Origin of the sequence: Burkholderia sp. BCC0398 (assembly GCF_902833245.1) — a bacterium.
Taxonomy (GTDB): Bacteria; Pseudomonadota; Gammaproteobacteria; order Burkholderiales; family Burkholderiaceae; genus Burkholderia; species Burkholderia sola.
In genome coordinates this window covers 115,571-139,893 of the sequence record NZ_CADFEM010000011.1, presented here as the reverse complement: position 1 = coordinate 139,893, position 24,323 = coordinate 115,571, and the positions used below count along the sequence as shown (strand labels likewise).

Annotated in this window: 20 protein-coding genes, 1 pseudogene and 1 riboswitch; of the genes and pseudogenes, 10 read left to right on the top strand and 11 right to left on the bottom strand. The window is 60.5% G+C overall.

Annotated features, from left to right (window positions below; translation table 11 throughout):
* Window positions 1–404 precede the first annotated feature (404 nt).
* The 3 genes from HWX76_RS23825 to HWX76_RS23815 are packed head-to-tail and all read right to left on the bottom strand — an operon-like array spanning window position 405 to window position 3,794.
* On the bottom strand, window positions 405–2,354 hold the full coding sequence (locus HWX76_RS23825; protein ID WP_124681186.1) for a hypothetical protein: 1,950 nt from the start codon (window positions 2,352–2,354) through the stop codon (window positions 405–407).
* On the bottom strand, window positions 2,338–3,123 hold the full coding sequence (locus tag HWX76_RS23820; RefSeq protein ID WP_124681187.1) for a PP2C family serine/threonine-protein phosphatase: 786 nt from the start codon (window positions 3,121–3,123) through the stop codon (window positions 2,338–2,340). Before HWX76_RS23820 ends, HWX76_RS23825 begins: the two co-directional genes overlap by 17 nt.
* Complete coding sequence (locus tag HWX76_RS23815; protein ID WP_124681188.1) at window positions 3,120–3,794, bottom strand: VWA domain-containing protein; 675 nt, start codon at window positions 3,792–3,794, stop codon at window positions 3,120–3,122. The genes HWX76_RS23820 and HWX76_RS23815 overlap by 4 nt, the downstream gene beginning before the upstream one ends.
* 81 nt (window positions 3,795–3,875) lie before the next feature.
* On the opposite strand from HWX76_RS23815, the gene HWX76_RS23810 reads away from it, so the two are divergent.
* The 4 genes from HWX76_RS23810 to rmuC all read left to right on the top strand — a co-directional run bounded on the left by HWX76_RS23810 (window position 3,876) and on the right by rmuC (window position 8,190).
* Entirely contained in the window at window positions 3,876–4,799 is a 924-nt protein-coding gene (locus HWX76_RS23810) for a hypothetical protein (RefSeq protein ID WP_176016428.1), read from the top strand.
* Between the two features lie 247 nt (window positions 4,800–5,046).
* Window positions 5,047–5,331, top strand: coding sequence for a membrane protein insertion efficiency factor YidD (yidD, locus tag HWX76_RS23805; protein ID WP_331000229.1), 285 nt, complete (start codon window positions 5,047–5,049; stop codon window positions 5,329–5,331).
* A 133-nt stretch (window positions 5,332–5,464) separates the two neighbouring features.
* Complete coding sequence (locus tag HWX76_RS23800) at window positions 5,465–6,172, top strand: hypothetical protein (protein ID WP_124680779.1); 708 nt, start codon at window positions 5,465–5,467, stop codon at window positions 6,170–6,172.
* Window positions 6,173–6,267: 95 nt separating this feature from the next.
* The gene (gene rmuC / locus HWX76_RS23795; protein WP_124680780.1) at window positions 6,268–8,190 is read left to right on the top strand and encodes a DNA recombination protein RmuC; all 1,923 of its coding nucleotides are present in this window, start codon (window positions 6,268–6,270) and stop codon (window positions 8,188–8,190) included.
* A gap of 75 nt (window positions 8,191–8,265) precedes the next feature.
* On the opposite strand, the pseudogene HWX76_RS23790 reads toward rmuC, so the two are convergent.
* The 6 genes and pseudogenes from HWX76_RS23790 to HWX76_RS23765 all read right to left on the bottom strand — a co-directional run.
* Window positions 8,266–8,462, bottom strand: a pseudogene (locus HWX76_RS23790) (transposase); the annotation flags it as partial.
* Between the two features lie 178 nt (window positions 8,463–8,640).
* On the bottom strand, window positions 8,641–8,997 hold the full coding sequence (locus HWX76_RS23785; protein ID WP_176016426.1) for a hypothetical protein: 357 nt from the start codon (window positions 8,995–8,997) through the stop codon (window positions 8,641–8,643).
* 42 nt (window positions 8,998–9,039) lie between these two features.
* Window positions 9,040–9,143: riboswitch (SAM-I-IV-variant riboswitch) on the bottom strand.
* Between the two features lie 147 nt (window positions 9,144–9,290).
* A complete protein-coding gene (locus HWX76_RS23780; RefSeq protein ID WP_176016425.1) occupies window positions 9,291–10,643 on the bottom strand; it encodes an ATP-binding protein in 1,353 nt (450 codons plus the stop codon).
* Between the two features lie 51 nt (window positions 10,644–10,694).
* Window positions 10,695–11,369: a response regulator transcription factor gene (locus HWX76_RS23775; RefSeq protein WP_176016424.1), complete on the bottom strand. Its 675-nt coding sequence runs from the start codon at window positions 11,367–11,369 to the stop codon at window positions 10,695–10,697.
* 8 nt (window positions 11,370–11,377) lie between these two features.
* A complete protein-coding gene (locus tag HWX76_RS23770) occupies window positions 11,378–12,103 on the bottom strand; it encodes a MipA/OmpV family protein (protein WP_244138007.1) in 726 nt (241 codons plus the stop codon).
* Window positions 12,104–12,322: 219 nt separating this feature from the next.
* Entirely contained in the window at window positions 12,323–13,234 is a 912-nt protein-coding gene (locus HWX76_RS23765; protein WP_347880200.1) for a hypothetical protein, read from the bottom strand.
* 535 nt (window positions 13,235–13,769) lie between these two features.
* Between HWX76_RS23765 and HWX76_RS23760 the strand changes: the two genes are divergently transcribed.
* On the top strand, window positions 13,770–16,532 hold the full coding sequence (locus tag HWX76_RS23760) for a type VI secretion system Vgr family protein (RefSeq protein WP_176016421.1): 2,763 nt from the start codon (window positions 13,770–13,772) through the stop codon (window positions 16,530–16,532).
* A gap of 19 nt (window positions 16,533–16,551) precedes the next feature.
* Window positions 16,552–18,864 (top strand): hypothetical protein, encoded by a 2,313-nt coding sequence (locus tag HWX76_RS23755; RefSeq protein ID WP_089488984.1) that lies wholly within the window; start codon window positions 16,552–16,554, stop codon window positions 18,862–18,864.
* Window positions 18,865–18,877: 13 nt separating this feature from the next.
* Here HWX76_RS23755 and HWX76_RS23750 read toward each other — a convergent pair whose 3' ends face one another.
* On the bottom strand, window positions 18,878–19,930 hold the full coding sequence (locus HWX76_RS23750) for an RNA-guided endonuclease TnpB family protein (RefSeq protein ID WP_089488983.1): 1,053 nt from the start codon (window positions 19,928–19,930) through the stop codon (window positions 18,878–18,880).
* Between the two features lie 89 nt (window positions 19,931–20,019).
* On the opposite strand from HWX76_RS23750, the gene HWX76_RS23745 reads away from it, so the two are divergent.
* From HWX76_RS23745 to HWX76_RS23730, 4 genes are all read left to right on the top strand, one after another.
* A complete protein-coding gene (locus HWX76_RS23745; protein ID WP_244138006.1) occupies window positions 20,020–21,501 on the top strand; it encodes a virulence factor in 1,482 nt (493 codons plus the stop codon).
* 79 nt (window positions 21,502–21,580) lie between these two features.
* Window positions 21,581–21,838: a PAAR domain-containing protein gene (locus tag HWX76_RS23740; protein ID WP_050017691.1), complete on the top strand. Its 258-nt coding sequence runs from the start codon at window positions 21,581–21,583 to the stop codon at window positions 21,836–21,838.
* An 18-nt stretch (window positions 21,839–21,856) separates the two neighbouring features.
* The gene (locus tag HWX76_RS23735; RefSeq protein ID WP_050017699.1) at window positions 21,857–22,171 is read left to right on the top strand and encodes a TrfB-related DNA-binding protein; all 315 of its coding nucleotides are present in this window, start codon (window positions 21,857–21,859) and stop codon (window positions 22,169–22,171) included.
* Between the two features lie 166 nt (window positions 22,172–22,337).
* A complete protein-coding gene (locus HWX76_RS23730; RefSeq protein WP_124654139.1) occupies window positions 22,338–23,816 on the top strand; it encodes an aminotransferase class V-fold PLP-dependent enzyme in 1,479 nt (492 codons plus the stop codon).
* A 92-nt stretch (window positions 23,817–23,908) separates the two neighbouring features.
* On the opposite strand, the gene HWX76_RS23725 is transcribed toward HWX76_RS23730, so the two are convergent.
* Window positions 23,909–24,301, bottom strand: coding sequence for a 2-oxoglutarate dehydrogenase (locus tag HWX76_RS23725; protein ID WP_239468951.1), 393 nt, complete (start codon window positions 24,299–24,301; stop codon window positions 23,909–23,911).
* Window positions 24,302–24,323: the final 22 nt, after the last annotated feature.

Here is a 24,323-nt window from a genome sequence, read left to right as displayed (position 1 = left end):
AGCATTTGGCGGCATTGCCATTGGAACGCAGCCTCCGGGCCCAGTGGTCATTCCAGCCGGGCAGTCGTTTCGTATCCGTTGGGCCGACGAGTTCGGGCATCCCAAGCGGTCAACGCCGGGAGGACAGGACGGCGTGTTCACCGGCGCATCGGCCCCTGCCGCTGTCGTTGCCGCTGTCGTTGCCGCTGGAGTTGCGTTGACCGCGGCCGTCTGTGATCCGCCAACGGCGGGAGGGCTGACTGACGGAGGGGTTACGGGCCCAACAGGTTTGCCATGGAACGCATTTAGAAACTCACCGACCGGGTTGGGTGCCTCCTGTCCATGCCCCGCGACCGTGACGCACGTCACGAACATGATGACGCACGCCCTCACGACTGCCCCCTTCGGGTACCGGGAGGTTTTTGTCATGGGGACCTCTGCATGACAGCGAGGTCAGCCTGGGCTTGTGCCAGATTGTGATACGCAGCCTCGAGCGTTCCCTTAACGGTGTTCTGGCGAGCGAGAACTTCGTTCCTGACGGAATGCAGGTGCGTGGCTCCGTCTCGGAGTTGCTGTTCAAGCTTCGCGCGCATTGACGCTATCTTTGCGTTGACGGAGCTCACGTCCTGTGGAGTCGGCGTGACGTTATTAAACGGTACAAATTTCTGTTCGATGGACCTCCGCCATGCCATCAGATTATTCGTCAAACCAGCGCCAAATCCGGGAATTGCACCGATGGCCGAAACAGAGATGTCCGCAGCGGTTTCAATGCCGAAAGATGCAAGCGTCTGTTTGCGTTGTTCCCCTACACCTGCAATCTTGGCACCTCGGATAAGGTGCCTGTCGAGAAAGTCGTGTAGTTGTCGTGCCACTAGAGTCGCTTGCAACTGTTTCATTTCCCGCGCAAGAACTTGCGGCAGGTCATCCAGTTGCGCTTTCAGTTGCCCGAGGCTGCGGAACGCGTCAGCAAGCCGACGGTCCCCGCGTGCCCGGTCATATTCAGATAAAGCCGCGTCGTATCCTCGCTGTGCAACGGCTAACGCGCTTTTGCGGGTGTTTAGTTCGACCGACGAGCGAGGTTTGATGCCGTGAATGGCGAATCCACCCGCAGTCAGCCAAAGCCACCAGAGTTTCGGGGCTACGATTGAAAGCACGAAGGCAACGAAGCAGATGCCTGCATACGCCAGGCGGTTCCTGGTCACAGAGGAACCAGCGGATGCTGGAGCGGGACGGCCGGCCAGCGTTAGGGCAGGAGCGGCGAACACAGGCATCGCAGGCAACGAACTGAGTCCCTGAATCTGAGACCAGAGCGCAGCCACGCTGGCACTTGCAGCCTGAAAATTGATTGTTGGCCCGGTTGCTGAAGCGGGGGTGAAATATGGCGTTCCCTGCTTGTCTCGCTCGCACCAGATACAGGTGCGAAGTTGCCCCGGATACTTATGCCGCGGCTCGACGCTGCATGACCGTAACGAATGCAACAGGCTATCAAGCGCTGCCACCCACTCTTTCGCCTTGGGGCGCCCGTGCTTGACTCCAGTCTCAGTAAAAGCACGCCAGAAAAGGTCTCCAAAGCCGGAAGGAAGATAGTCCAGCCCCAAGGCCTTTGGTGGCATGTCGTTCAATCGCGCGAGACGATCGGCCCCATACGCGAAGCGGAATTCCTTGATAGACCGGTCCAGCGGTAGGTCGCCCGACACCTTCGGTATTCCAGAGAACGGATGCCTGGCCATGAACAGCAACTGAAATATCAGGACCGCGAGCCCGAAGTTGTCGTGATTGGCTGTCCGTGTAACGCCATGGAAGGAGCCGAGACCTTGCAACTCTGGCGGCGTGTAGTGTGGGACGCCCACTGTGCACGGGAAACTCATAGTTGGCGTATTAACGTGGAACGAGTCGCAATCAAGAAGCTTGACCGTTCCCTGATGACTGACAATGATGTTGTTTTCATTGACGTCACCGATAGCGTGCCCATGCGCGTGGATAGCGTCGAACGCCGCGGCTATGTTCCGAGCCGTTCCTACAAGAAACGAGAAATCTGCTTTCGGGAACGTCTGTCGGCGACTTCCAACGCCGTAAAGTTCATGCACGGCATGGTAGCCTGAGAACTTGGGCATCGTGAAGCCGGCTACTGGCCCGGGGCGCTTGGTAAGCAGGACGTTGATTGGCCAGGCGGCAATCTGCTTGAGATATGTATCGCCAACCTGTGCCATTGCTCGCAGTTTTGCCTGTCGCTCGGGCGGCAGAGCGTGCGAGTATATTTTTGCAGCAACGTTTTCACCGTTGTGCGTCGTATCGAATACGGCGCCCTCACCACCTTCACCAAGCTTTTTTCCGAGCTGAAGCTGGTTGCCGAGTTCGTCAAACGCTACTGACACTGCCAACCCCCAGCGGACGCGTCGCAAGAATCAGCGTCTTGTCGTCATCAGTTCGTTCGTTGATTGCGTCGCTGCTCAGGAAGCGCTCAAGCGCTGCGCACAGTGAATCCGTCTGCTCGTCCGAGGAGCCCCGTAAGGCCTTGAACATCGGCTCGAAGAATGGTTCATGGGCTGTTTCAGTCGCGAATACCAAAGCAAGTCGCTGAATTCCATCGCTAAAAAGCGATAGCTCGTCTGGCGCGTTGCGCAGGTCAGACCGGAGATGCTCGGTCGCGTTTGCGTCCGTAACGAAATAAGTCGTGTTGGCATACTCACCGGACTCAGGCCAGAATACCGGCGCAAGCGCTCCGCCTTCCCGTGACACTATTGCGCCGTCCCCCACCTGGAAATAGAACGCGCGCGTCGGTCCAACGACGGCTCCAAGCAGCGTGCAGGCGAGAGCGCGCGGCGTCACGCCTCGGGCGTGTGCAGCCTCTTCTATCCGCGTCCTGATGACGTCGAGTACCTCGATTGCCACGCTCAACTCCAGTCCGGCTTCGCCACGCGTCTCAACGATTTCGAGAAGTCTTTTGCCTCCGGCCTCACAGGCGATTTCGGAGCCAACCTCACCAAACTGCGCACTCCCGGCGCCGTCAGAGACTAGGGCAACCAGGACCTCCGTTCCAGCCTTATCGGATGCGACATGATAGAAGCAGCTGTCCTGACAGGGTGCCGAGTTGTGAACGTGGGAACTGCCGACTACGGACGCTCCAATGACCTTCCAGCTCACACCGAGGCCCAGCCAGTCGGAGCCACCAGCGGAACTTCAGTGCCGGGCGCGGACCGAGAGACCGCAGCCATCGACGCAGAGAGCCACTGGAACAGCTCCCGAAACTTGAGACCCTGCAACGACAGCGGCTGTCGGGTCGATATCTGCGCCAACGTATCCATATTGGCGCCCTGTACTCCGACCGCGAAAAAAGCGAACTTCTTTGATGCTTCTCCTTCGCGCACTCGAGCGGCGGCTTGCTGCCATGCATCCGTAGGACCGCCGTCGGTAATGAGGAACACCCAGGGCCGGTAGTAGGAGATACCGTTCGCCTTGTATTCGGCCTTGCGGGCCTCAAGCGTGTCGAGCGCCAAGTTGATGGCAGAACCCATCGGCGTATCACCCTGCGCGGTCAACGTAGGCGGGAAAAAATTTTGAGCGGTATGAAACGGCATCTCAAGTGTCGCCGGGCCGAATGAAACAATCGCAGTGTCCACCCGCTTCATTGCAAGTGAGTCTGCGGCAAGCTCGTCCTTGAAGGTGACGAGACCGGCGTTGAGTTGCTCAATGGGTTGGCCGCCCATAGACCCGGAACGGTCAAGAACCAGGATGCAGGGGCATCGCTGTTCGGGGTTTTCGGCAAAGTTATCCGTGCCGAACGCTACTTGCGTAGCGAAATTTGCTTCACTCATGGTCTTCTCGCTAAGCGGTGCTGGCTAAGCTCAGAGCCGCGCGTTAGTATTTAATCTTGAGATGATAATAATCCAAGAATCATGTCCGCAAGTAAAGCACCAGCATATTTCGGTTTGGCGGTGGCTGTTGCTGCTGGCGTGCTCATATCCGGGGCCAACAGGAATGTGCCGTCCACGGCAACTCCTTCTCTCGATACTGCAAGCGCACCAGCCGCATCGGCGGCGCAAAATATCGAGACCAAGCGAAAGACACCGGTGGCATGGAAGTTGCTGACGTTAAACCTTGGGCCGCTCCGCTTCAAAGCGACGCTTCCGTCGTCGGGTGAAAATGCGCAATGCATGATGCCCGGGTCAACGGACGACGAAGTTGGTATCTGTCAGGGAGTTACTACCGTCGACAAGGCACCGTCGTGGCAACTTCGCGTCGTTACGCAGCAAGGCCGTTTCGTCCCTGTTTCATGGTTCGACAATGCCCTTCAATCTCTGCGCGCGTTACAGCCTGATGCCGTAACCCGTCAGCTAGGGGGAGAGGCTAACGCGGTTACCAAGGCAGGGTTTACTAACGCTGGACTCCTTACGCCAATTCAGTTCCCGGGCGGCATCGCGATTCGGGGCTCAGCCGCAGGTTTGTCGTCGTCGGCGTCGAATGTAGCGCAATCGTGCGTGTATGCGTTCGTCCTCACGGCTAACCGTCCGACCACTTTACTTTATTGCGCTAGCACCGACGACGAGTCGCTCTCGGGCGCGCAGAAAATCGCGTTGTCACTGTCGAAGCTCAACCCTTCCAGCGAATACAAGCGGAACACTGCGCAAGCAGCGGAACATACGACCTATCTAAAGCGTTTGAAAGCGGCAGGAGGGCCTGCAGCCGCACCTGACCTCGCGGCATCAGAACGAACGTTTGAGCAGACTGTCGCCAATGCATGCGGCAGGTACCCGTTGATTTCCCAAGAACGCTTCCAATGCTTTGAGGGTTACGCTGCGAACCGTTTGTCGTCACTTTGACGACTGCTCAAGACGTAAAAATAATTTAGCAGACGGCTAAAGTTTTTAGTGTCAGTGTCGTCAAACTGGATTTCAACACGACTGAAGTCTATGACATTCGAATACAAGATGGTGCAGGTACCACCTAACATCGCAGTACGAGCGCGCGAGCATCGAGGTAACGAGGCCGCAGTCTACCTGGAAGGTGTCGTCAACCAGCATGCTCGTGATGGGTGGGAGTTCTATCGCGTAGACAGCATCGGTGTGAATGTGCAGCCGGGTTGCTTCGATGCTCTGTTCGGCCGTAAAGCTCAGTCAGCGACCTACTATGTTGTCACGTTCCGACGCCCTGATTAGCGCGAGTGAGCAGCTTATCGGAGTCTATAGACGCTATGCACCTGTACGACTTCGCGAAGCATGCGTCTACGAGCCGTCCTGCTCCGAATATGCGTTGCGGGCAGTTCGAAAGCACGGAGCCGTGAGAGGCTGGTTCATGGCACTCAGACGCATTACCCGTTGCAGGTGGCCCAACGGTGGTATCGACGAGCCATGAAGGCACCGGGCGACGCATGCACTTCTCACGGCGGAATAGTTCAAAAGTAGAACAGTTCACTTACTATTTATGGCACGCGAGGCTAATTGCCTGCGTGAGCTAAAAAATGGCGAATTTCGGGGTCGGGTTGGTCTTGCTGGGGATACTGACCGCGCTGGTCGGAATCGGCGGCTTCTTCGATACACGCAAGGTCGACCGCCGGTTCAAGACTGGATATAAAAACAACGAACCTGATGACCGCGATTTCGGCCGTTCGGCGAAGCGCGTTTTGTATGGCATTGGGATTTGTATTGTCGGTGCGGCGGTTACGAGTCTGTCGTCGCCCTCCGGACAAGGCGCACATACTTCAAGCGCCGTTAATGTCATCGCTTCGGCGCCGACGGTTGTAAGCGAAACAGCTCCTGTATCCAGCAATGTGGTACAGCTGGACCCAACGCCAGCGGAACAAAAAACCGATAGTAGTGTGGCGCTGGGGTCAAACGAGCGCATTGTCACTCCGGAGACGGTGGCGGACTCCGACATTCAGAAATCCAATATTTCTGCCGAAAGCGAAGGCATATCGCCGCAGGTCAGCACGGGTAGCGTGAGTTGCATCGACGATGGTACCTTCTTCGGCGGTAACGTTTGCAAGAGTGGAACACTTGCGGCAGCGTATAGCCGTGAAGTCATGGAATATGAAGAGGCGCAGGGACGAATCGGGGGTAAAGACGTTGGCTTGCGGATTGAGCAGGAAAACTGGCTAGCCAAAGTGACGAGGAGCTGTTCGGACATGGCATGCCTGACGGATGCGTTCGATGCTCGAATTGCTGACCTGCATGGCCGTTACAGAAAAGGCGGCTAGAAGCGGAAGCTGGTGCTAAAGTGGCGTCGCGTAGCTTCTCTCAGAGATAGTTCGTGAGAAAATCGTTGCGCTAAGTAAGACGGAGAGGAAACACCATGGACATGGCTGTAGGCTTCTGCATTGCGGTTATTAGCCTTTTGTGTGGTGTTCTGATTGCGTGGGTGATATTTCGGGGGCGCGAAGCGCTGCGGCTGCAGAATGCAATAACAGCAGCCAAATCGGAGTCACAAATTCAACTGGTGCAGCTAGAAGAGCGACTTCGGGTCGCCGATGAAGATTCAAAGTCTGCGAATAAGGAACGTGACGAAGCTGAGCACAGGCTGAGTAATATGCGCGCGGAACTGGAAGGGTCCCGTCAGGAGCAGGCGAGACTATCAGAAAGAGCCTCTAGAACGCCTACGTTAGAACGTGAAATACAGTCATTAAATGAAAGGTTGGCCGCCCGCACTGAGGAACTGGGTATCGCAACGGCAAGTGGAGCCCAAAAACAACAGCTTGTAGACTCGCTGAAAGACCGGAACGTCGAGCTCGATACCGAAATCGAGGACATGCGACAGAGGTTAACGCGAGTTTCAGCCGAATCCCAGGCATCAAACGAACGTAAGGCTGCGCTCGAGGAGCAGGTCTCACGAATTCCGGGTCTCGAGACACAGGTCCTTCAGCTGACGGAATCGTTGACGGCGAAGGTCCGCGAATTGTCGGAGTTGCGAGAGTCGAGCGGACACCAATTAGGGAAGTTGACCGCAGAGCTCAATGCGGAACGGTCGGCTTCGGCGTCGATGCGCGAAGAGTTCGACAAGACAAAGGTTGCAAAACAATCGCTTGAAAAGGACGCTGTACGTCGTTCCGACGAATTGACTGAGCTTCGGGCGCGGACCGACGCCGAACGTCAGAGTAGCGAAGAAAAGCTTGCGTTGTTGCAAGAGGCGAAAGAGGCACTCGGCAATCAATTCAAGACGTTAGCCAACGAAATCCTCGAGGAAAAATCGAAACGCTTTACCGAGCAGAACCAGACGAACATCGGAGCGTTGCTCGAGCCTCTCAAAGCAAGATTGTCGGAGTTTCAAGGTAAGGTGGAAGAGGTCTATATCCAGGAGGGTAAGGACCGCTCCGCACTGGCAGCGCAAGTGAAACAACTTGTCGACCTCAATCAGGTGCTTAGTGAGGACGCTAAGAACCTCACGAACGCCCTGAAGGGGTCCGCGAAGACTCAGGGTAACTGGGGCGAACTGATTCTCGAGCGAGTGCTCGAATCGTCGGGCCTGCGAAAAGGGGAAGAATACCTCGTCCAAGACAGTCAGGTACGTGAGGACGGGACTCGTGCCCAACCTGATGTTGTCATAAATCTGCCTGACGATAAAAAACTGGTCGTGGACTCAAAAGTGTCGCTGAATGCGTACGAACGATACGCTTCTGCGGCGACCGACGGCGAACGGGCAGCCGCGCTACGGCAGCATGTTGAGTCAGTTCGTGGACATATCAGGTCGCTCTCGGAAAAACAGTACCAGGCGCTCTATGGTCGGTCTCTCGATTTCGTTCTGGCGTTCATACCGATTGAGCCGGCGTTCATGCTCGCGGTTGCAAACGATAACGACCTCTTCATGGACGCATGGCGTAAGAATGTCTTGGTCGTGAGCCCATCGACGCTGCTGTTTGTGGTCCGGACCGTCGCACACCTCTGGCGGCAGGAGCAACAGAGTCGGAATGCGCAGGATATCGCGCGTAGAGGAGGCGAACTGTACGACAAGCTTTGCGGGTTCGTTGATGATTTACAGCAAGTGGGCAAGGAAATCAGACAGGCGCAGAAGGCATATGAACAGGCGCACAGCAAGTTCGCAACGGGCAAGGGGAATGTCATCCGCCAAGCGGAACTACTTCGTGATATGGGTGTAAAACCTTCCAAGACACTTCCGACGAGTCTTGTCGAAGCCGCCTCCATAGATACCCCGGCGGCAATTGTTGTTCCCGCAGGATTAGACGATACCGCATCGCCGCTCGATGCTACCACCGGCACCTAGCGTTTGCGACAGATGTTGACCTGCCCGCTTCAATAGGGTCGATTGGCTTCTAGCAAAGTCCCTTTAAACCGGCTTCTAGAAAGCGGCAGGAGCATCCGCGGTTGCCCGATGTTTCGCCGCAAACTCTGACGGCGCAAGGCAGTTCGGTGCACTGTTGTAGTCCTGACGCCATGCCGCGATGACAGCCGGAGCGTCGTGAACCAGTGCTCGTTAAGGCATTCGTCGCGAAAATTGCCGTTGAACGATTCGATGTACTCATTCTGCGTTGGCTTGGGCATTCAGCCGGCCGTGGGCCCGGACGACGAAGTAGAAGCGCACAATAGCAAAAGACCTATATCAGTCGGAGAATCCTCGATTTCAGCGAGGAAGCCCTCACTTGGCCATAGCTTTAAGGAAAACTGTTAGAACCTGTCGTTTTCAACCGATACGGCGGCGACGCACGTGCCACGCCTAACGGTTACTCCTCGCCGCACTTTCGGCGACAGCCGAACTACCCCGAACGAAATGATGCTCCACCCTCGTGCGGAGCACGCCATCGAGCGCAGCAAGCCGTTCACGCAGCCGAACCGCTTGCCCTTCCGTCATCTCACCGAGCACGATTTTTTGTTCGAGCACGTCACCACAGCGCGTGATGGCCCACCGATCGACGGTCGCCGTTTCACCTTCGAGCACAGCCGCCGCGGTCGAGACAATACCCGGATTCCGTCTCGAAACGAGATGAACCGTATGCGTCAACGTGAAACCGGGAAGAAAATGCGACCAGTCTTCACAGACTGTCGGATGGGAAGCGGAGGAAACTTGGCTCATGGTTGCTCCGGATGAATGGTTATCGAACCGGTGCCAGCCATGCTGCTCCCGTTTCGTTGCCGTCAATCGGCCGCATCGCCCCAAGGGCGTCCACCTTGCCCGGGAGGGCAGGTTGGCGTCGGATGATCCGACTCTGGATGCTTGATTTCTCACGTTCGACATTCCGAACGTGGCTCCATTATACCGAAAACCCGACGCCGAACAAGCCCCCGGGAAAGCCGCAATTCGGCCGGATAGCGCGTTCGATCCCCCCTTTACCGCGGGAGCCGGCCACGGCACGACCACCGCCCCGACTAAAACCAAACACTGAACCGCGTCCCCGTCATCAGCACATCGACCGTCAGTTTCCATCGATGGGCCTCGGCAATCTCCCTGCAGATTGCCAGCCCGAGGCCCGCACCGTCATACCGCGAATCCGGCGCCCGCCAATATCGGTCGAAAAGCAGCGGCAGATGTTCCCGCCGAATACCCGGCCCTTCATCTTCAACATGAATCGCCGTCTCGAGCACAGTCAGCACGACGACACCGCCCGACGGCGACGCATTGATCGCATTCTCGATAATGTTCTTGAGCAGGATGAAAAGCGCCCCGCCGTCCGCGCGTATCGGCGACGCGGAATCGCGCGCTTCGATATGAAGCGTCACCTGCTTCGCATCGGCCTTGCCGGCCAGCAGGCTCACGACGTCCCGCGCGACGTCGACGCCGTTCACGTCGCCGAAACTGAAGTTCTGCGCTTCGCTGACTTCGGCCAGATGCAGCAATTGCTTCACCTGCCGAGCCATCAAATCGATCTCGCGAAGCAAAAGCGCCTTCTGGCTGATGTCCGGCTGCAGCTCGATCTGCCCTCTGACCAGCGTGAGTGGTGTCTGCAACTCATGCGCGGCGTCGGCAAGAAACTGCTGCTGGACCGCAAAACCATTCTCGAGCCGGGTCAGCGCGTCGTTGAATGCATCGATCAACGGCTTGATCTCGCTGGGAATCCCGGCCGACGACAGCCGCGTTTTCAGGTTGCGTGGCTCGATTTCCCGCGCGGCACGCGATACCTCCCGCAACGGCTTCAGCACATGACCGATCGTCAACGGCAGCGTCAGTCCGAAAATGACGGTCGCGATGACCAGCACATAAGCGATGGTCTTCGGTATCGGATCGATCCGCGTCCTGACGAGCGCATCAACGAGTTGCCTGCTATGCGCCACCTGCACGTAATAGACGACGCTCCCGTTCAACGCGCGCTGCGTCGCGACCGCGTACGCCTTGCCGTCGATCGTGGCGGGCAGCACCTTGCCGGCCGCCGTCGCAAGGTCCTCCGTCAGCCACGGTCGATCTTCGCTCGAAGGCACCGACGCCAGCAACACCTTCCCCGTCGCATCGAGCACGCGATACTTCACGTCGGCCGGCAAGAGCCGGAACATCACCGCCGGATGCTCGCCCAATCGCACGGATGCCGGGCGCCCGGCCGCATCGAAACGCATCCCGGCCACGATATGACGGATGCTCTCCATCTGCTGCCGCCTTCCCAAGAACTCGGGATATCGATCCAGAAAATAGACGGATAGCGCGGACAGCAGCGCCAGGCTGATGGCGAACGCGGCGACGTTGGTCGCCCACAGACGTGTCGACAGGCGCAGGATCCAATGACGGAACATGGCGGCTTTTTTACCAGGGAGCGGCAACTGGCGAAACGCGGCGAAGCATCGTCACGCGTCCCGCAGCGCGAAGCCGGCGCCGCGGATATTGGTGAGCCGCGTCGTGGCGCCGATCGCCGTCAGTTTCTTGCGCAAGCGGTGCACGGTCACCTCGAGCGCGTTCGGCGTGACCGCCTCCGCGAATCCCCATGCGGCATGCTCGAGTACCGCATGCCGGACGGTCCGGCCCGCCGCTCCGATCAGGCAGAGCATGACCTGCAGCTCGGCCGGCGCCAGCAGCACCGTCCGGTCGCCACAACGCATCGCGCGCTGCGGCGGGTCCACGGTCACATCCGCGAACGATGCGACGAGCGTCGTGAGCAGCGCCGGGCGCCGCATCAGCGTACGTACGCGGGCGACGAGCTCGCTCATTTCGAACGGCTTGGTCACGTAGTCGTCGGCGCCGCTTTCGAGTCCGTCGATGCGGTCATGCAACGCGTCGCGTGCCGTCAGCATCAGGCAAGGCATCATGCGGCCCGCCGCACGCAGCGTCCGCAGGAACGTCAGGCCGTCTCCGTCGGGCAACCCGCGGTCGACGATCAGCAGCGCGTAATCGGCCCGGTCGATACCGTAAGCGGCTTCCCGTGCATTGCCGAACCGATCGGATTCGATGCCTGCCGCGGCCAAGGCCTGAGACAACAGGCCGGCCAGGCGCTCGTGATCCTCGACTATCGCCACTCTTGGCATGCTCGCACTCACTTGAACCGATACATGTAGCCGATCCGGGCCTCCGGAATGAACCGCCTGCCGACGAGCGGACTGTCGGTGATGCCGTCGCCGAGACGCGACACGCCGACGTCCACGAAAATCGTCTGCTGCTTCGTCAACCGATAGTCGACACGGGTGCCGGCCGATACGTTCACGGCCGAACCCGCGCTGTAGGCGGCGCGCCACGCACGCGCCTCGGATGGTCGCACGCCGTAATAGTAGTCGACGTATTTGTTGCTCAGCCATTCCGCGCCGACATGCGGCGTGATCGAGAACGCGCCTGACGCGAACGCCTTCTCGAAGCCGATTTTCGCGCGCTCGCCCTTGTTTCCGCCGAGCAGGAAGCTACCCGACAACATGCCGAAGCCGGTGCTCCATGACAGCGCGGGCCCATACCACAACGCGCCCTTGCGCTTTTCCATGCCGTTCAGGATCGGGGCATCCGAGCCGCTGTATCCATCGAACAGCGAAAACTGGCCACGCAGCGCGACATTGACGCCGCTCCAGTTGCCGATTTTCAGATCGACCGTGGTGCCGATGGCCTGCACCCATTTGTTGTCGAAGTAGACCAGAGGAAAAGGCAATACGCGGGTGCCGTCGCCCCTGTAGGCCGACGGCTCGATGCCGACGCCCGCGCCCAATCCCCAATGCGTGACGTTCGTCGCGTTGTTGAGGATGGTCAGCCCTGAGTTATCGGGATCGGGCGGGCTCATGCCGTCGTCCGCCCACGCGGAAGCAGATGAAAGTGCGAATGAAGCGGCAATCAGCCATAACGGGCGGGCGCGGCGAGAGGCAATTTTCACAATCGTTTCCTGGTGTCGAGGGTCGAAACCGGGGCTACTGTAGGACCAGTCGACTTACCGCTCACTTACCAGGAAAAATATCGTCCAAGGCCTCTCCGCGCGCCTGCACGACCCGCCCGCCCAAACCCCCTACTTCGACAACCGCAGCTTCTTCGACACCACGACGCCACTCGACGGACTCACCAGCCAGACGTCACGAAGATCCATGTGCACCGTGGAGATCCGCGTCGAAATGTCCGTCGGCTCCTCGATACTCGGGTCGGCATGTTCGGTTTGTTCGGTCAGGTAAGGCCGAACCAGGCGTCCGGAAAAAACCAGTGCGAAGTCGCCATGCGTTTGCGCGTACTCGGCGGGCGAAAGCCGCATGCGGCTCCGAACCGTGGTCTTTTTGCCTTGTCCGGCGTCGAGCTCGATGATGTCGACGTGCTGGACGTACCCTTTCGACTTCGCCTCCGGAGCAATCACGAGCCCGCGCCCGCGCGGCCCCTTCGTCACCTTGCTGAGCAGGATGCCGTCCCGGCCGTCGCGCTCCGCATCGAACAGGTCGACATCCAGCGTCAGCAACTGCCGCCGCGACCGGTATCTCAGCCCGTACCGCACCGGCACCACGAAGGTCACGTCACGGTCCAGACCGACGGCCGCCAGGTCGGGATTCGCGCCGTGCCGGCCGGCGGCACCGGCGACGGCGCCGCGAACCCGGTCACGCAACGAAGGCGCGAGCGTGCTGGCATGCACCTTCTGCAGCGCCTCCCGGATGGCAACCGGATCGTCGCCGACAATCGGTCGTGCCGGGGACGTGTCGTGATCGACAGCCGACGCGACGTGCGTCGGGGCGTCGCCGGCCGCCCCCTCCGCATGCGCCGCGACGGGCGCCAGCATCGTCGTCACGGCGACGATGCACGCGAAGCGCGAACAACCCAATTTGAATGTCCGGTGAAACACGACGAACTCCCGAATGCTTGCGGATCGATAAACGACGAGCACTATAGGGCGGAACGATCGGCAACGCACCCGCCGCTTGAAATTCGCCGATGCCGGCACGCCTCGCCATAGGCTCCTTGTCGGCCCGGCGGCACGTCAACGGCCAACACAACACTACCGTGTTGCCTTGGCGACAACAACCGACGGAAAGCGAGCAGCGGCGCCCATCGAATTCGATCGGCGGGGTGCACATCGCGCGCCAGCGCGCAAGCCCGCTCGCACCGGTTTCAATGGCGTGACGTACCGCTACTCATTTTGAGTCGGGACAACTCTGAATTTTCAAATTCCAATTCAATCATGTCCGAGCCAAAAAAGCCCCACACCAACGATATGCGAAGACGAGGCATGACAAATACCAATTCATAATATTCGATTCGATACATTCTCATTTAAATAAAAAAGTTCATTCTAATCAAACGATCATTAATCACTGTTTCAAAATGAATTTTTCAACATCTCAAAATAAAAATATCGATTAAAGCTAGAAATAGCTTGCTATTCTTCGCACCGAAATCCCAAGGCCGTTGCATTGCCACCCTGATAGGCGGATTCGAACCCATCCGAATCCGGAACAAAAAATAACGAGATTGTCGTTATGTCGATCGCAGCAACTTTTAGAAACTTTGCGTCGGGTCTGATCGATCTGAACAAGCGTCCAGTCTCCCTGCATTTCGGGCAGGCGCAACGCGCAGTCGGCCATCTGCTGGCGCTCCATCACGCCGATATCCGCGAGGGACTGATGTCGGGCATCGAAGGGCAACTGACCTGCGTGTCGACCTACGATCATCTGCCGCCTGCGCTGTTTCTCGGTTTGCCCGTATCGGTCCGGCTGACGACCGATCGGGGCAACATCCAGGCGATCAACGCGATCGTGCGCGAAGTGCGAGCCGGTCAATCCGACGGCGAACTGACCGTCTATCAGCTGCATGTGTGCGACGCCCTTTCACTGATGGACCGTCGCACGAACGCTCGCCTGTTCCGCTCGCGCAGCGTGCCGGACATTCTCGCGACGCTGATGAACGAGTGGAAACAGCGTAGCCCCGCACTCGCGCGAGCGTTCGATTTCGACCTGTCGGCATTGCGGGCCGATCGGTATCCGGCACGCGAGCTGACGCGGCAAGTCAACGAATCCGACGCACGCTTCATCCGGCGTCTGCTGCGCCGGGAAGGCATCACGGTCTTTGCAAAGGCCGCGCCGGTCGACGGAAGACGCGGCGTGGCCGATGAGCGCCCGATTCACACGCTCGTGTTCTGCGACGATCCACATCGTCTGCCGGACGCGCCGGCCGGTATCGTCCGCCTTCACCCGCGCGACGCCGGCGTCGAGCAACGTGACACCGTCACCCTCTTTGCGTACGACCAGAGCCTGTCGCCCGGCAAGGTCCGCCGCCCGTCGTGGGATTACAAGACCGCTCGCATGGACGACTTCGAGGCCGTCGCCGGCCTCGACCAGGGCGAGTCGGGGAACGATCTTGCGCGCCTGCTGACCGACGTCGCGATCGACATCCCGCACGTCGGCGACTCGTGGAACGATCACGCGCGCATCGCGCACGACCGGATGCTGGCCCACCAGTTCGCGGCCGCGCGCTTCGAAGGCATCGGCACCGTGCGCGACATGCTGGTGGGGCACGGGTTCACGCTGACGGGCGACCCCGAACTGGATATGAAGTCGATCGATCGTCGTCGGTTCGTCGCCACGTCGATTCGACACGTCATCTGGAACAACCTGCCGAAAGACCTGTCGGGCCGCGCAAGCGGACTATTCGCGGCAAGCCGCAACCTGACGCCGACCGCCCCGCCGCCCGATGCATCGGCGCAAACGGACACGCGCTACGAGAACAGTTTCACGTGCGTGCAGCGCGGTGTGCCGCTGAAGCCCGCCTACGATCCGGCGATCGACGTGCCGCCGGTTCACCTGCTGACCGGCACGATCGTCGGCACGCAGGGCGAAGAGGTGTTTTGCGACAAGGCCGGCCGCGTGCGTGTGCAGATTCACGGGCTGGATCCGGCGGACCATGCGCACGCGCAAGGCGCCGGCACGAACGGCCTGGCCGGCGACAGCGCGCCGATTCGCGTCGCGGCGAGTCTCGCGGGCGAGTATTTCGGCGCGCTGTTCCTGCCGCGCGTCGGCATGGAGGTCCTGCTGGGGAGCCTGTCGGGCGATCCGGACCGTCTGGTGATCATCGGCGTGTTGAGCAACGGCGCGAACCCACCCGCGACTTTCAGCCATACCGGCGGGCTGCCGGGCAATCGCTACGTGTCCGGGATCAAGACGCGGGAAATCAAGGGCCGCCGGCACAACCAGCTTCGCCTGGACGATACGCCGTCGCAAATCTCCGCGCAGTTGGCAAGCGAACATGCGCATACCCAGTTGAATCTCGGCTACCTGACGCAGCCGCGCGTGGACGGACACGGGGACGATCGAGGCGAAGGCGCGGAGCTGCGCACCGACGCCGCTGCGGCCTTGCGCGCCGCCCAAGGCATGCTGCTGACGACCTATGCGCGGTCGCACGCAACCGGCGGTCAACTCGATCGTGATGAGCTGATCCATTTGCTCGATCAATGCACGGCGCTGTTCAAGTCGCTCGGCGATCACGCCGGCCAGCATGGCGGGCAATCCGCCGACACGGCCGGCCAGGACAACATCGCCAACGCATTCCGTCACTGGAAACCCGGCGGGTCGGAATCCGGCGCCACCGGCGATGCCTCCGCGTTCATGGCGTTCGGTGCGCAAGCGGGATCGCTGAACGTCACGCCGAAAACGCACGTCATGTATGCGGGCGAGAACATCGATCAGATCGCGCAGCAACACATGCAAATCACGAGCGGCGAGCGAATCAATCTGCATGCCGGGCATGGCGTCGCGATGTTCGCGCACGGCGACGGCATATCGGCGATTGCGAACCACGGGAAAGTGGCCCTGCAATCGCAGCACGACGACACGCAAATCGAGTCCGGCAAAAACATCCAGTTGACCGCGGCCGACGGCAGGCTGGCCGGCACGGCGAGCGACGAAGTCGTATTCGTCACGGCGGGCGGCGCGTATCTCAAGCTGCATGGTGGCGATATCGAACTGGGATGCCCCGGCAAGTTCACCGTGAAATCCGATGGGCATGCGTGGGACGGCCCCGCCAGCATGAGCGTCGACCTGCCGACATTCGATCAAAGTCCGCTCGGCCGCGTCCCGAAGCTGATTCGGCCAACGGACGGTAACGCGGCGCCGGGATTCGAAGGACAGATTCGAAAGGCATCGGGAACGCTGTCGAGTTTGACGACCGACACGGCCGGGGAACTGCCGGCGGTCGATACCGACCGGTTCGAGAGGCTGGCGGTGCAGTTCGCCAAGAAGAATGTTTAACGCAAGCGCAGGAGTCCGGATGATTGATTCATCTCTCGATCCTCGGCCGGAAGAGGACGCACGCACCGACGAGCACGCCTCGCGGGCCGATGTGCCCGACGCGGCTGCGTCGCGCCCGGAGCCACCTCAGATCGTCGTCGGTCGGAGCGACGGAGTCTCGATGTGGACGAAAGACACCCGGCTGATCTGTATCAAGCAAATGCCGTTGCCTGGTGTCGTCATCTTCGTCCATGGCGTGAACTCCGAAGGCGAATGGTTTGAAGCCGCCGAGCAAGGGCTGTGCGATGGCCTGAATCGCCGGCTTGGGCGGCTGGACGATCAATTGATGTATCACGGCATCGACGCCGGGCAATTGGTGCCGGCGAAGTACACGGAAAGCGTGACGCCGGACGGGTTTCTGAATCCGAAGCTTTGGTCCGGCAATTACATCAAATCTGACCCGTCCTTCTCTCCCGTCATTCATTTCCGATGGGGCTATCGGGCAACCGCCGCAGAGCTGAAAGAGTACGGCGACAAGATTTTCCTGAACGAGAAGGACTATTGGGGCGGCGGCCCGTTCACGAACGGTTGCGCGAGTCTGCCCGATCTCTGGCACGGCGGCCTCGACGACCGCGCGGCCGGGTGGTTGACCGTCCAGGGGATCAACCCGACCAACCGGCCGCTGTATCGCGCGCCGCCCCGCGCATATGGCGTGCTCGCGGCGTTGCGCCTCGCGAGGCTGATCGAGTCGATTCGCCGCATGCAGGCCGACGTGCCGATTACCGTCGTATGCCATAGCCAGGGCAACATCGTGGGCCTGACGGCGGCGTTCTTCGGCGATGCACTGCCCGATGTCGAAGATCCGTGGGGACGTAGCGGGCATTGCGTGGCGGATGCCTACGTACTGGCTAATGCGCCGTACAGTCTTGCGCGCGCAGATGGCCCAAATCCATCCGATACGTTCATGGATACCTGGTCGCAACGCGCGACCAGGGACGGCAGCGGTCGTCGCGGACGGCAGACCTACGCCGCGCGCACGAAAACATTCGGCAAGTTTCTGTCGATCATCGGCACTCGTAAGGCATACGAACTTTCCACCGACAAGATCGATGAAGACATGGCCAACGAACGGGTATCGCCGACCAGCAAGCGGTCTTATTCGGCGCAAGAGGATCGGATTCGCCACGGCCTGAACGGATCGACGTATGGTCGCGTCACCGCGTATTGCTGTCCGCACGATCAGGTGATTTCGGCGGTCACGGTTCAAGGCATCGGCTGGCGCGGCATCGACGAGAACGAGCTGAACGATATCAGTGTCCCCGGCGTGCTGACGCAGCGCGTCTTTGCCTCCGGCTTCAAGGTTGGCGTACAGAAACGCTATCGGTATCGGGAGGATGACTGGCGGCATGGCAAAGAGGGAACGACGTCGGGATTCTGGTATCCGCCTTCGCCGCCGGCCAAGTTCAATCTCATCGGTGCACTCAAGGGAAACGAGTCCGTGTTCGGGGTGGCGGCCACGCTTGCATCCGCGCCGATCATGTTTTTCGTGACCCAGATCAGCTCGGCATTGAATATGTTCCGCGTGAACGCCAATCCGCCGAAGGGCTGGAGCGTGGTGGCGGACGCTCCGGCACTCGACGAACCGTTCCCGCCGAAGGCGTTGCGGTTCGGCAAGCCCATCGAAACGAAGGACGGCAATGCGACAAGCGACTTCAACGAAGGCAACGATCCGCCGGCCGCATGGCGCGACGCAAGCAAGACAGACGCCGACAAGCGCGCTGATGATCCCTACGATCAGTACAAGGCGAAGAACAATGACAGCGTCGCGCAAGGTACGGCAGAGAGCGAAGCCGGACAGCGTTATGAGGATCGCGCGCTGATGCGGATGGAGGCGCGGCGAACGCTGAATACGGAATGGCTCGATGGTGATGGCCACGTGATCGGCGAGGACGGCAAGAGCGAAATGCCGGAAGGCTACAAGGAATGGCGCGATCAGCAGATTGTCGATTGGCTAGATCGTGGCTCGACCAACAGCCCGACAAATCACTCCACGACGATGACCAATCCGGAGCATGCCGAAAAGGCGCTTGCGTACGATGTGGCGATCGGGGTTTGCTATCTGACGCCCAAGCAAATGAAAGCGCTACGGATTGAGGCGGATTGGCGGATGGGCACGGGTATCCCAGAAGACAATCCAAACGGGAAATATGCAATCTATTTCACAAAAGGAGAGCTTGATAGATTGCCGTTGTATGAATGGGTCCACGCTGAAAACAGCGAAGGAAACATGCCCGGTACGATCGTGGATGAACGAGAAGGTCAGTTCTATCTGAAGGTCGGGGGAGCGATTTGACGTCCTCCACTCCCTAAAGGGAGAGGATTCCCACACCTGGCGATGCACGTCCGCATCGGAGAATGTTCAACGCAGCGTTGGTATCTCGATCATGCTCGGCACCACAGTCACTGCAGGTCCACTCTCTTATTCTCAGTCCCGCGATACCTTTCGGCCGCGTCGTGCTGTCTTTCGGCTCGCACGACGAACAGGACTGGGTCGAACCGCTTTCGTCGACTTCCTCGAACGTGGCCCCGTGCGCGATCGCTTTATAGCGGAGCTTGTTCCGGAAGGACGACCAGGACGCGTCGTAGACGCTCTTCGCCATCCTGGTTCTGGCGAGTTTTGCGGCCGACACGTTGCCGACCGCGATGTAATCGAAGCGCCGCACCAGATCGAGCGCGAGCTTGTGCTGGAAATCGGCACGGGCGTTCGCCACCTTGGCGTGCAGCTTCGCGATATGTCGTTTGTGCTTTCGCGCCCGCTGAGCTTTCCCCAGCTTATCCACCGCGCGCCTGCCGAACCGGTCATTTGGCAGCTTCTCGCCGGTCGAAAGTGTGGCGAAGTCTTTCAGGCCGAGATCGATGCCGACACCGGAACGGATCGGACGAGCCTGCACATCGGGCATCTCGATCACGATGTTCAAGAACCAATTACCGCGTGCATCCTGCGCAAAGTTCGTCCCGTCCTTGATCTTGCCTTCGGGAAGCGGCCAGCTGTTGAACACGCGAAACGTGTTGCCGGCAAAGCGAAACGCGTCGCCCTCGCGCTTCAGGTCGCGGCCCTTCAGCGGCACCCAGCCCAGCGACTTCCTGCCGCGATAACGCAGGTACGGGCGACGGTGCTGACTGCGCGACTTCGCGTATTGCTCGCACGTCGCGTTGATCGTGCCGGAGTGGATGCCGAGCGCCTTGCTGCTGCCGGTCGTGAGCACATTCAAGTCGAAACCGGTCGGCCACTTCTTGTTCCACTTGAGCGCGTGCTTCTGCGTGTCGTTGCAGAAGTTCCAGACGTAGTTCACCGCACGGCTCTGCTTGTTAAGCAGTCCGTTGAGCGATTTCACCCGGTAGCGGTAGACAAGAATCATGCCGGTGATCCTAACCCGTGGGAAAAGCTGCCTGTTAACAGCACGCCTTTCCTCCCCGTCCTGAAGGACGGGGTTTCTCGGAGCAACTGATGAAGGCACTGATCGCTACATGGCCTAGACGTGCCGCCGTTGCGGTCGCGGCATGGATGATCGCGGCCGTACTCATGGCGTCGTTGATGGCGCAGGTAGAACAACCGGACCCGATACAACTGGAAATAGGGGATTGGATGAAACGATTCTTCGTCGTGCCCAGCCTGGCGGCACTCATGGTGCTCCTGTTCACCACGGCCACGGTACGGCCGGCGCACGCGGCACCGGCAACGGAACCCGTAACGCATGCGGGATCCTCTGCGGAAGAAGCAGTGAAGCCGTTCGTCGCACAGGTCGTTGGGCTAATCTGGCTAAATCCATTGGAGCGTAAAGACTACCCGACTCAATGGCAATTATTGTGGACCCAAGGACTCGCCGCACCGAACAAGAACGATGACATGGTACGAACCGATCCGAAGTCGTTCACAACGCTGCAATCAGTAGCAGGTGTTGCATATGGCAATGAAGGGGAAGAGACGTTTAAAGGTTTTTATCACAAGTACATCAATGAGGCGCTTGGATTGATGCATACGCGTTACGCGACAAACGCAAAGTACTTCTACACAGTTAATCCTGACAATTCAAAAGACTGGCGCGAACTCGCCGGAGTTCACGTCGAACTCGCCATACCCGTCAGGCTCGAACCGGGTTATGCCAAAGCTATCCTGACCAAGGAGATTGTCGAATACTTCGAAATCGGCCCGCCGTCACCCAAGACTTTGTGGAGCCGCGACACGCCTCCCGACGTACAAATCACGCAAGGCGGCGCGAACGCCGGATTCACATCCCTGAACAACGCGTTGGACTATTTGCAGGCGAATCCCGACAAGAGCGTCTGGGTAGTGAACTGGGACGCGCCCAACTTCCCGCCCACGGACGCACAGATCAACGAGAACCTTGTCGTGCTGTTCCTCGCCGGCCCAACCTTCAACACCGAGCGCGAACCGCTCGCCTGGATCGGCAAAGCCGCAACCGGCAACACGCATGATTTTCCGCAGAAGGTCGGCACAACACGCGCCGTGCAGGCGTGGAAGGCGACCCTCGAGCAAGCGGCGCGCAATGCCGGCATCGCGGCAACCGGCGTCAACTACATCGTTCACGACGCAGGTAAAGGCAGCGACGCATCGTCGGCGCGCCTTGCCACCCTCGCGCAGACGTTGACCGAAACCCTCCCCGAATACGACCACAGCAAACAGACTTTCAACACGGCCGCCCTGCTCGGCGACATGGGAACCGGCAGCGCATTGACCGACGTCGCGCTCGCCATCGGCCGGATCAACCACTTCGGCGGCAACGCACTCGTCGCCGGCACGACCGATCCCGAGCATCCCGTCGCGGTCGTTGTCCGGCCACCGTCGAAGCTCACGACGATCGACCCCGACAAGGACTGGTTCCGCGCACGCGGCGGCAACAATGCCTACCTGCCGTGGTGGGGCCGCCGACACGATACGAATTACGGCATGCAGGGCTATTCATGGTGACGCACACCGGCGCGGCAAATCGCTTCGTCCGAACGTGATCCCCGCGTCAGACCTCAAACCATTTGGAGGACGGAATCCCATGCGGGGAATTATCCGGGTAGAAGATACGCACACCCACGGCGGCCGGGTCGAATCCGGCGCCCGAAAAAGCACGGTGATGGGGCGCGCGGTCGCTCGTATCGGCGACGCGTGCTCGTGTCCGATTCATGGCGCCTGCACGATTGCCGAAGGCGACCCGGCCTTCGACATCGAAGGCGGGGCCGCCGCGTTCGACGGCCACAAGACTTCGTGCGGCGCGGAATTGATCTCGTCGCTTCAACATTCGGGGCGGGTCTGAATGCCGACGCCCCGACGCATGACCGACGAACAGTTTCGGCTGTTGCGGATGCAGGATACGCGGATCAAGCCGCTGAACCAGTGGGCCTTGCACGAGATTTTCGTGAAGGGCCGATCACAACGGGCGCTGGCCGCCGAACTCGGCATGACGCACTCCGCGATGTCGCAACTTGTGCGAAAAGCCTGGCGACGCTATCTCGATCTGCCATGCAACGCCGCCCGCCTCACGACGCTCACGGTCACGATTCCGTCGAGGTACGAGCAGGCGCTGCTGGCATGGGTACGGGATGCGCACCGGTTATCGACCCAACCCGGCCTCGATGGGGCGACGTAATCGCGACGATTCCGGCCAGCGAACCCGTGGAGAAACAAATTCCCCCACTTCCCATAAAAAGACAAATTAATTCCACTTACAGCTGAATCCTCAGCCAACTTTGGATCCTTTTTCCCTTCTGTCCCCCGTATCATTTCCGTCACTACGCAATCAGCAAGAGACGGACATGAGCGACACCCCCCCGCTGCACTACCTCGACTACGCAGCCACGACCCCCGCCGATCCCCGCGTGATCGAAGCGATGACGGCCTGCCTCGGCTTCGACGGCATCTTCGGCAACCCCGCATCCAGCTCGCACGTCGCCGGCCGGCTCGCGAAAGACAAGGTCGAGCACGCCCGTGCACAGGTCGCCGCACTCATCGGCGCGGATGCTGACGAAATCGTCTGGACGTCCGGCGCCACCGAATCGAACAACCTCGCGCTGAAGGGCTATGCGGAAAACGCGACCGGCAAGCGTCACCTGATCACGAGCCGCCTCGAGCACAAGGCCATTCTCGACACGATGGCGAACCTGTCGAAGCACGGCATGCAGGTCACTTTCCTGACGCCCGACGCGCACGGCGAAATCACCGCCGACGCAGTCGCGGCCGCGATCGGCCCCGACACCGGGCTCGTGTCGCTGATGCTCGTGAACAACGAGATCGGCACGCTGACCGACATCGGCGCGATCGCTCGCATCGTGCACGCGGCCGGCGCGCTGCTCCACGTCGACGCCGCGCAGGCGCTCGGCAAGACGGCGATCGACGTGCGCGCGCTCGGCATCGACATGATGTCGATGTCCGCCCACAAGGTGTACGGCCCGAAGGGCATCGGCGCGCTGTTCGTCCGCCGCGAGATCGCGAGCCGGATCGCCCCGCAAATCCACGGCGGCGGCCACGAGCGCGGGTTGCGTTCGGGCACGCTCGCCACGCATCAGATCGTCGGCATGGGCGTCGCATGCGAACTCGCCGCCGACAAACTCGACGGCGAAGCCGCACGGATCGCGGCGCTCGGCGCGCGGCTCACCGACGCGCTGTTCGCGCTCGGCGACGTCACGCAGAACGCAGCCGCGGCCCGCCGCATCCCGCACACGCTGAGCCTGACGGTACATGCGCAGGGCTTTTTCCCGTTCATGCTCGGCGAAGCGCTTGCCGTGTCGTCCACCTCCGCCTGCAATTCGACCAGCGGCGCGCCGTCCCACGTGCTGACCGCGATCGGTCTCGATGCGGAAACGGCCGGCCGCACCGTGCGCATCAGTTTCGGGCGTTTCACGACGGAACAGGAGGTCGACTTCGCGGTCGCCTGTTTCGCGCGGGCGATCGAGCAATGTCGGTCGGCGGCGGCGACCGGCTTCACCGCGTCGCGGCAGATCACGCCGGCCGACCTGAAGGCGATCCGCAATGCCGGTTTCCGTGCGGTGATCTGCAACCGGCCGGACGGCGAAGGCGCGGATCAGCCGGCGTTCGAGGAGATCGCCGCTGCCGCGCGCGAACTGGGCATGGACGCGCGCTACCTGCCGGTCGAACGCGACCGCATCGGCGACGCGGAAGTCGACGCGTTCGGCGCACTGGTCGACACGCTGCCGAAGCCGGTGCTCGCGTATTGCCGCAGCGGCAGCCGCTCCGGCATGCTGTGGAATCGGCTGTCCGAACGACGCACGGCGTAAACCGCCCGCCACTACACCCGCCCCCCTGCGTTCACGCACGAAGCCGGCCCGCGCGACGGAAAGCCGCGCCGGCCGCCACCCTGCCTGCTACATCACTCGTCCTGCTGTTCCTGCTGCACCTGCACCTGCCGCTGCCGGATGAACTGCCGCACATCGCTCATCGTCACGCGGCCGGTGTGCTTCGCGTCGATCTCGTCGAAGTGCTTCGACACGAAACCGAGCCCGCTGCTCTGCGCCTGCGCCTTCGTCACGGCCGCGCCGTTGCTCAGCACGGTGTTGCCGCCGAGCCGCGCGTCGACGCGCTGCTGCGCCTGCTGCTGCAACGTCGCGCCGGTCGACGGCAACACCGGCGCCGCCCGCGTGGCCGGAAAGAACGGACCGTCGACACCGCGCCCGCCGTGCGGCAGCTTCACCGGCGCCACCGCCTGCGGCGGCAACGCGTAGGCAGTGCTCATCACGGCGCCGAGCACGATCAACGGAGACATACGCCGCATCAATTGGATTAGG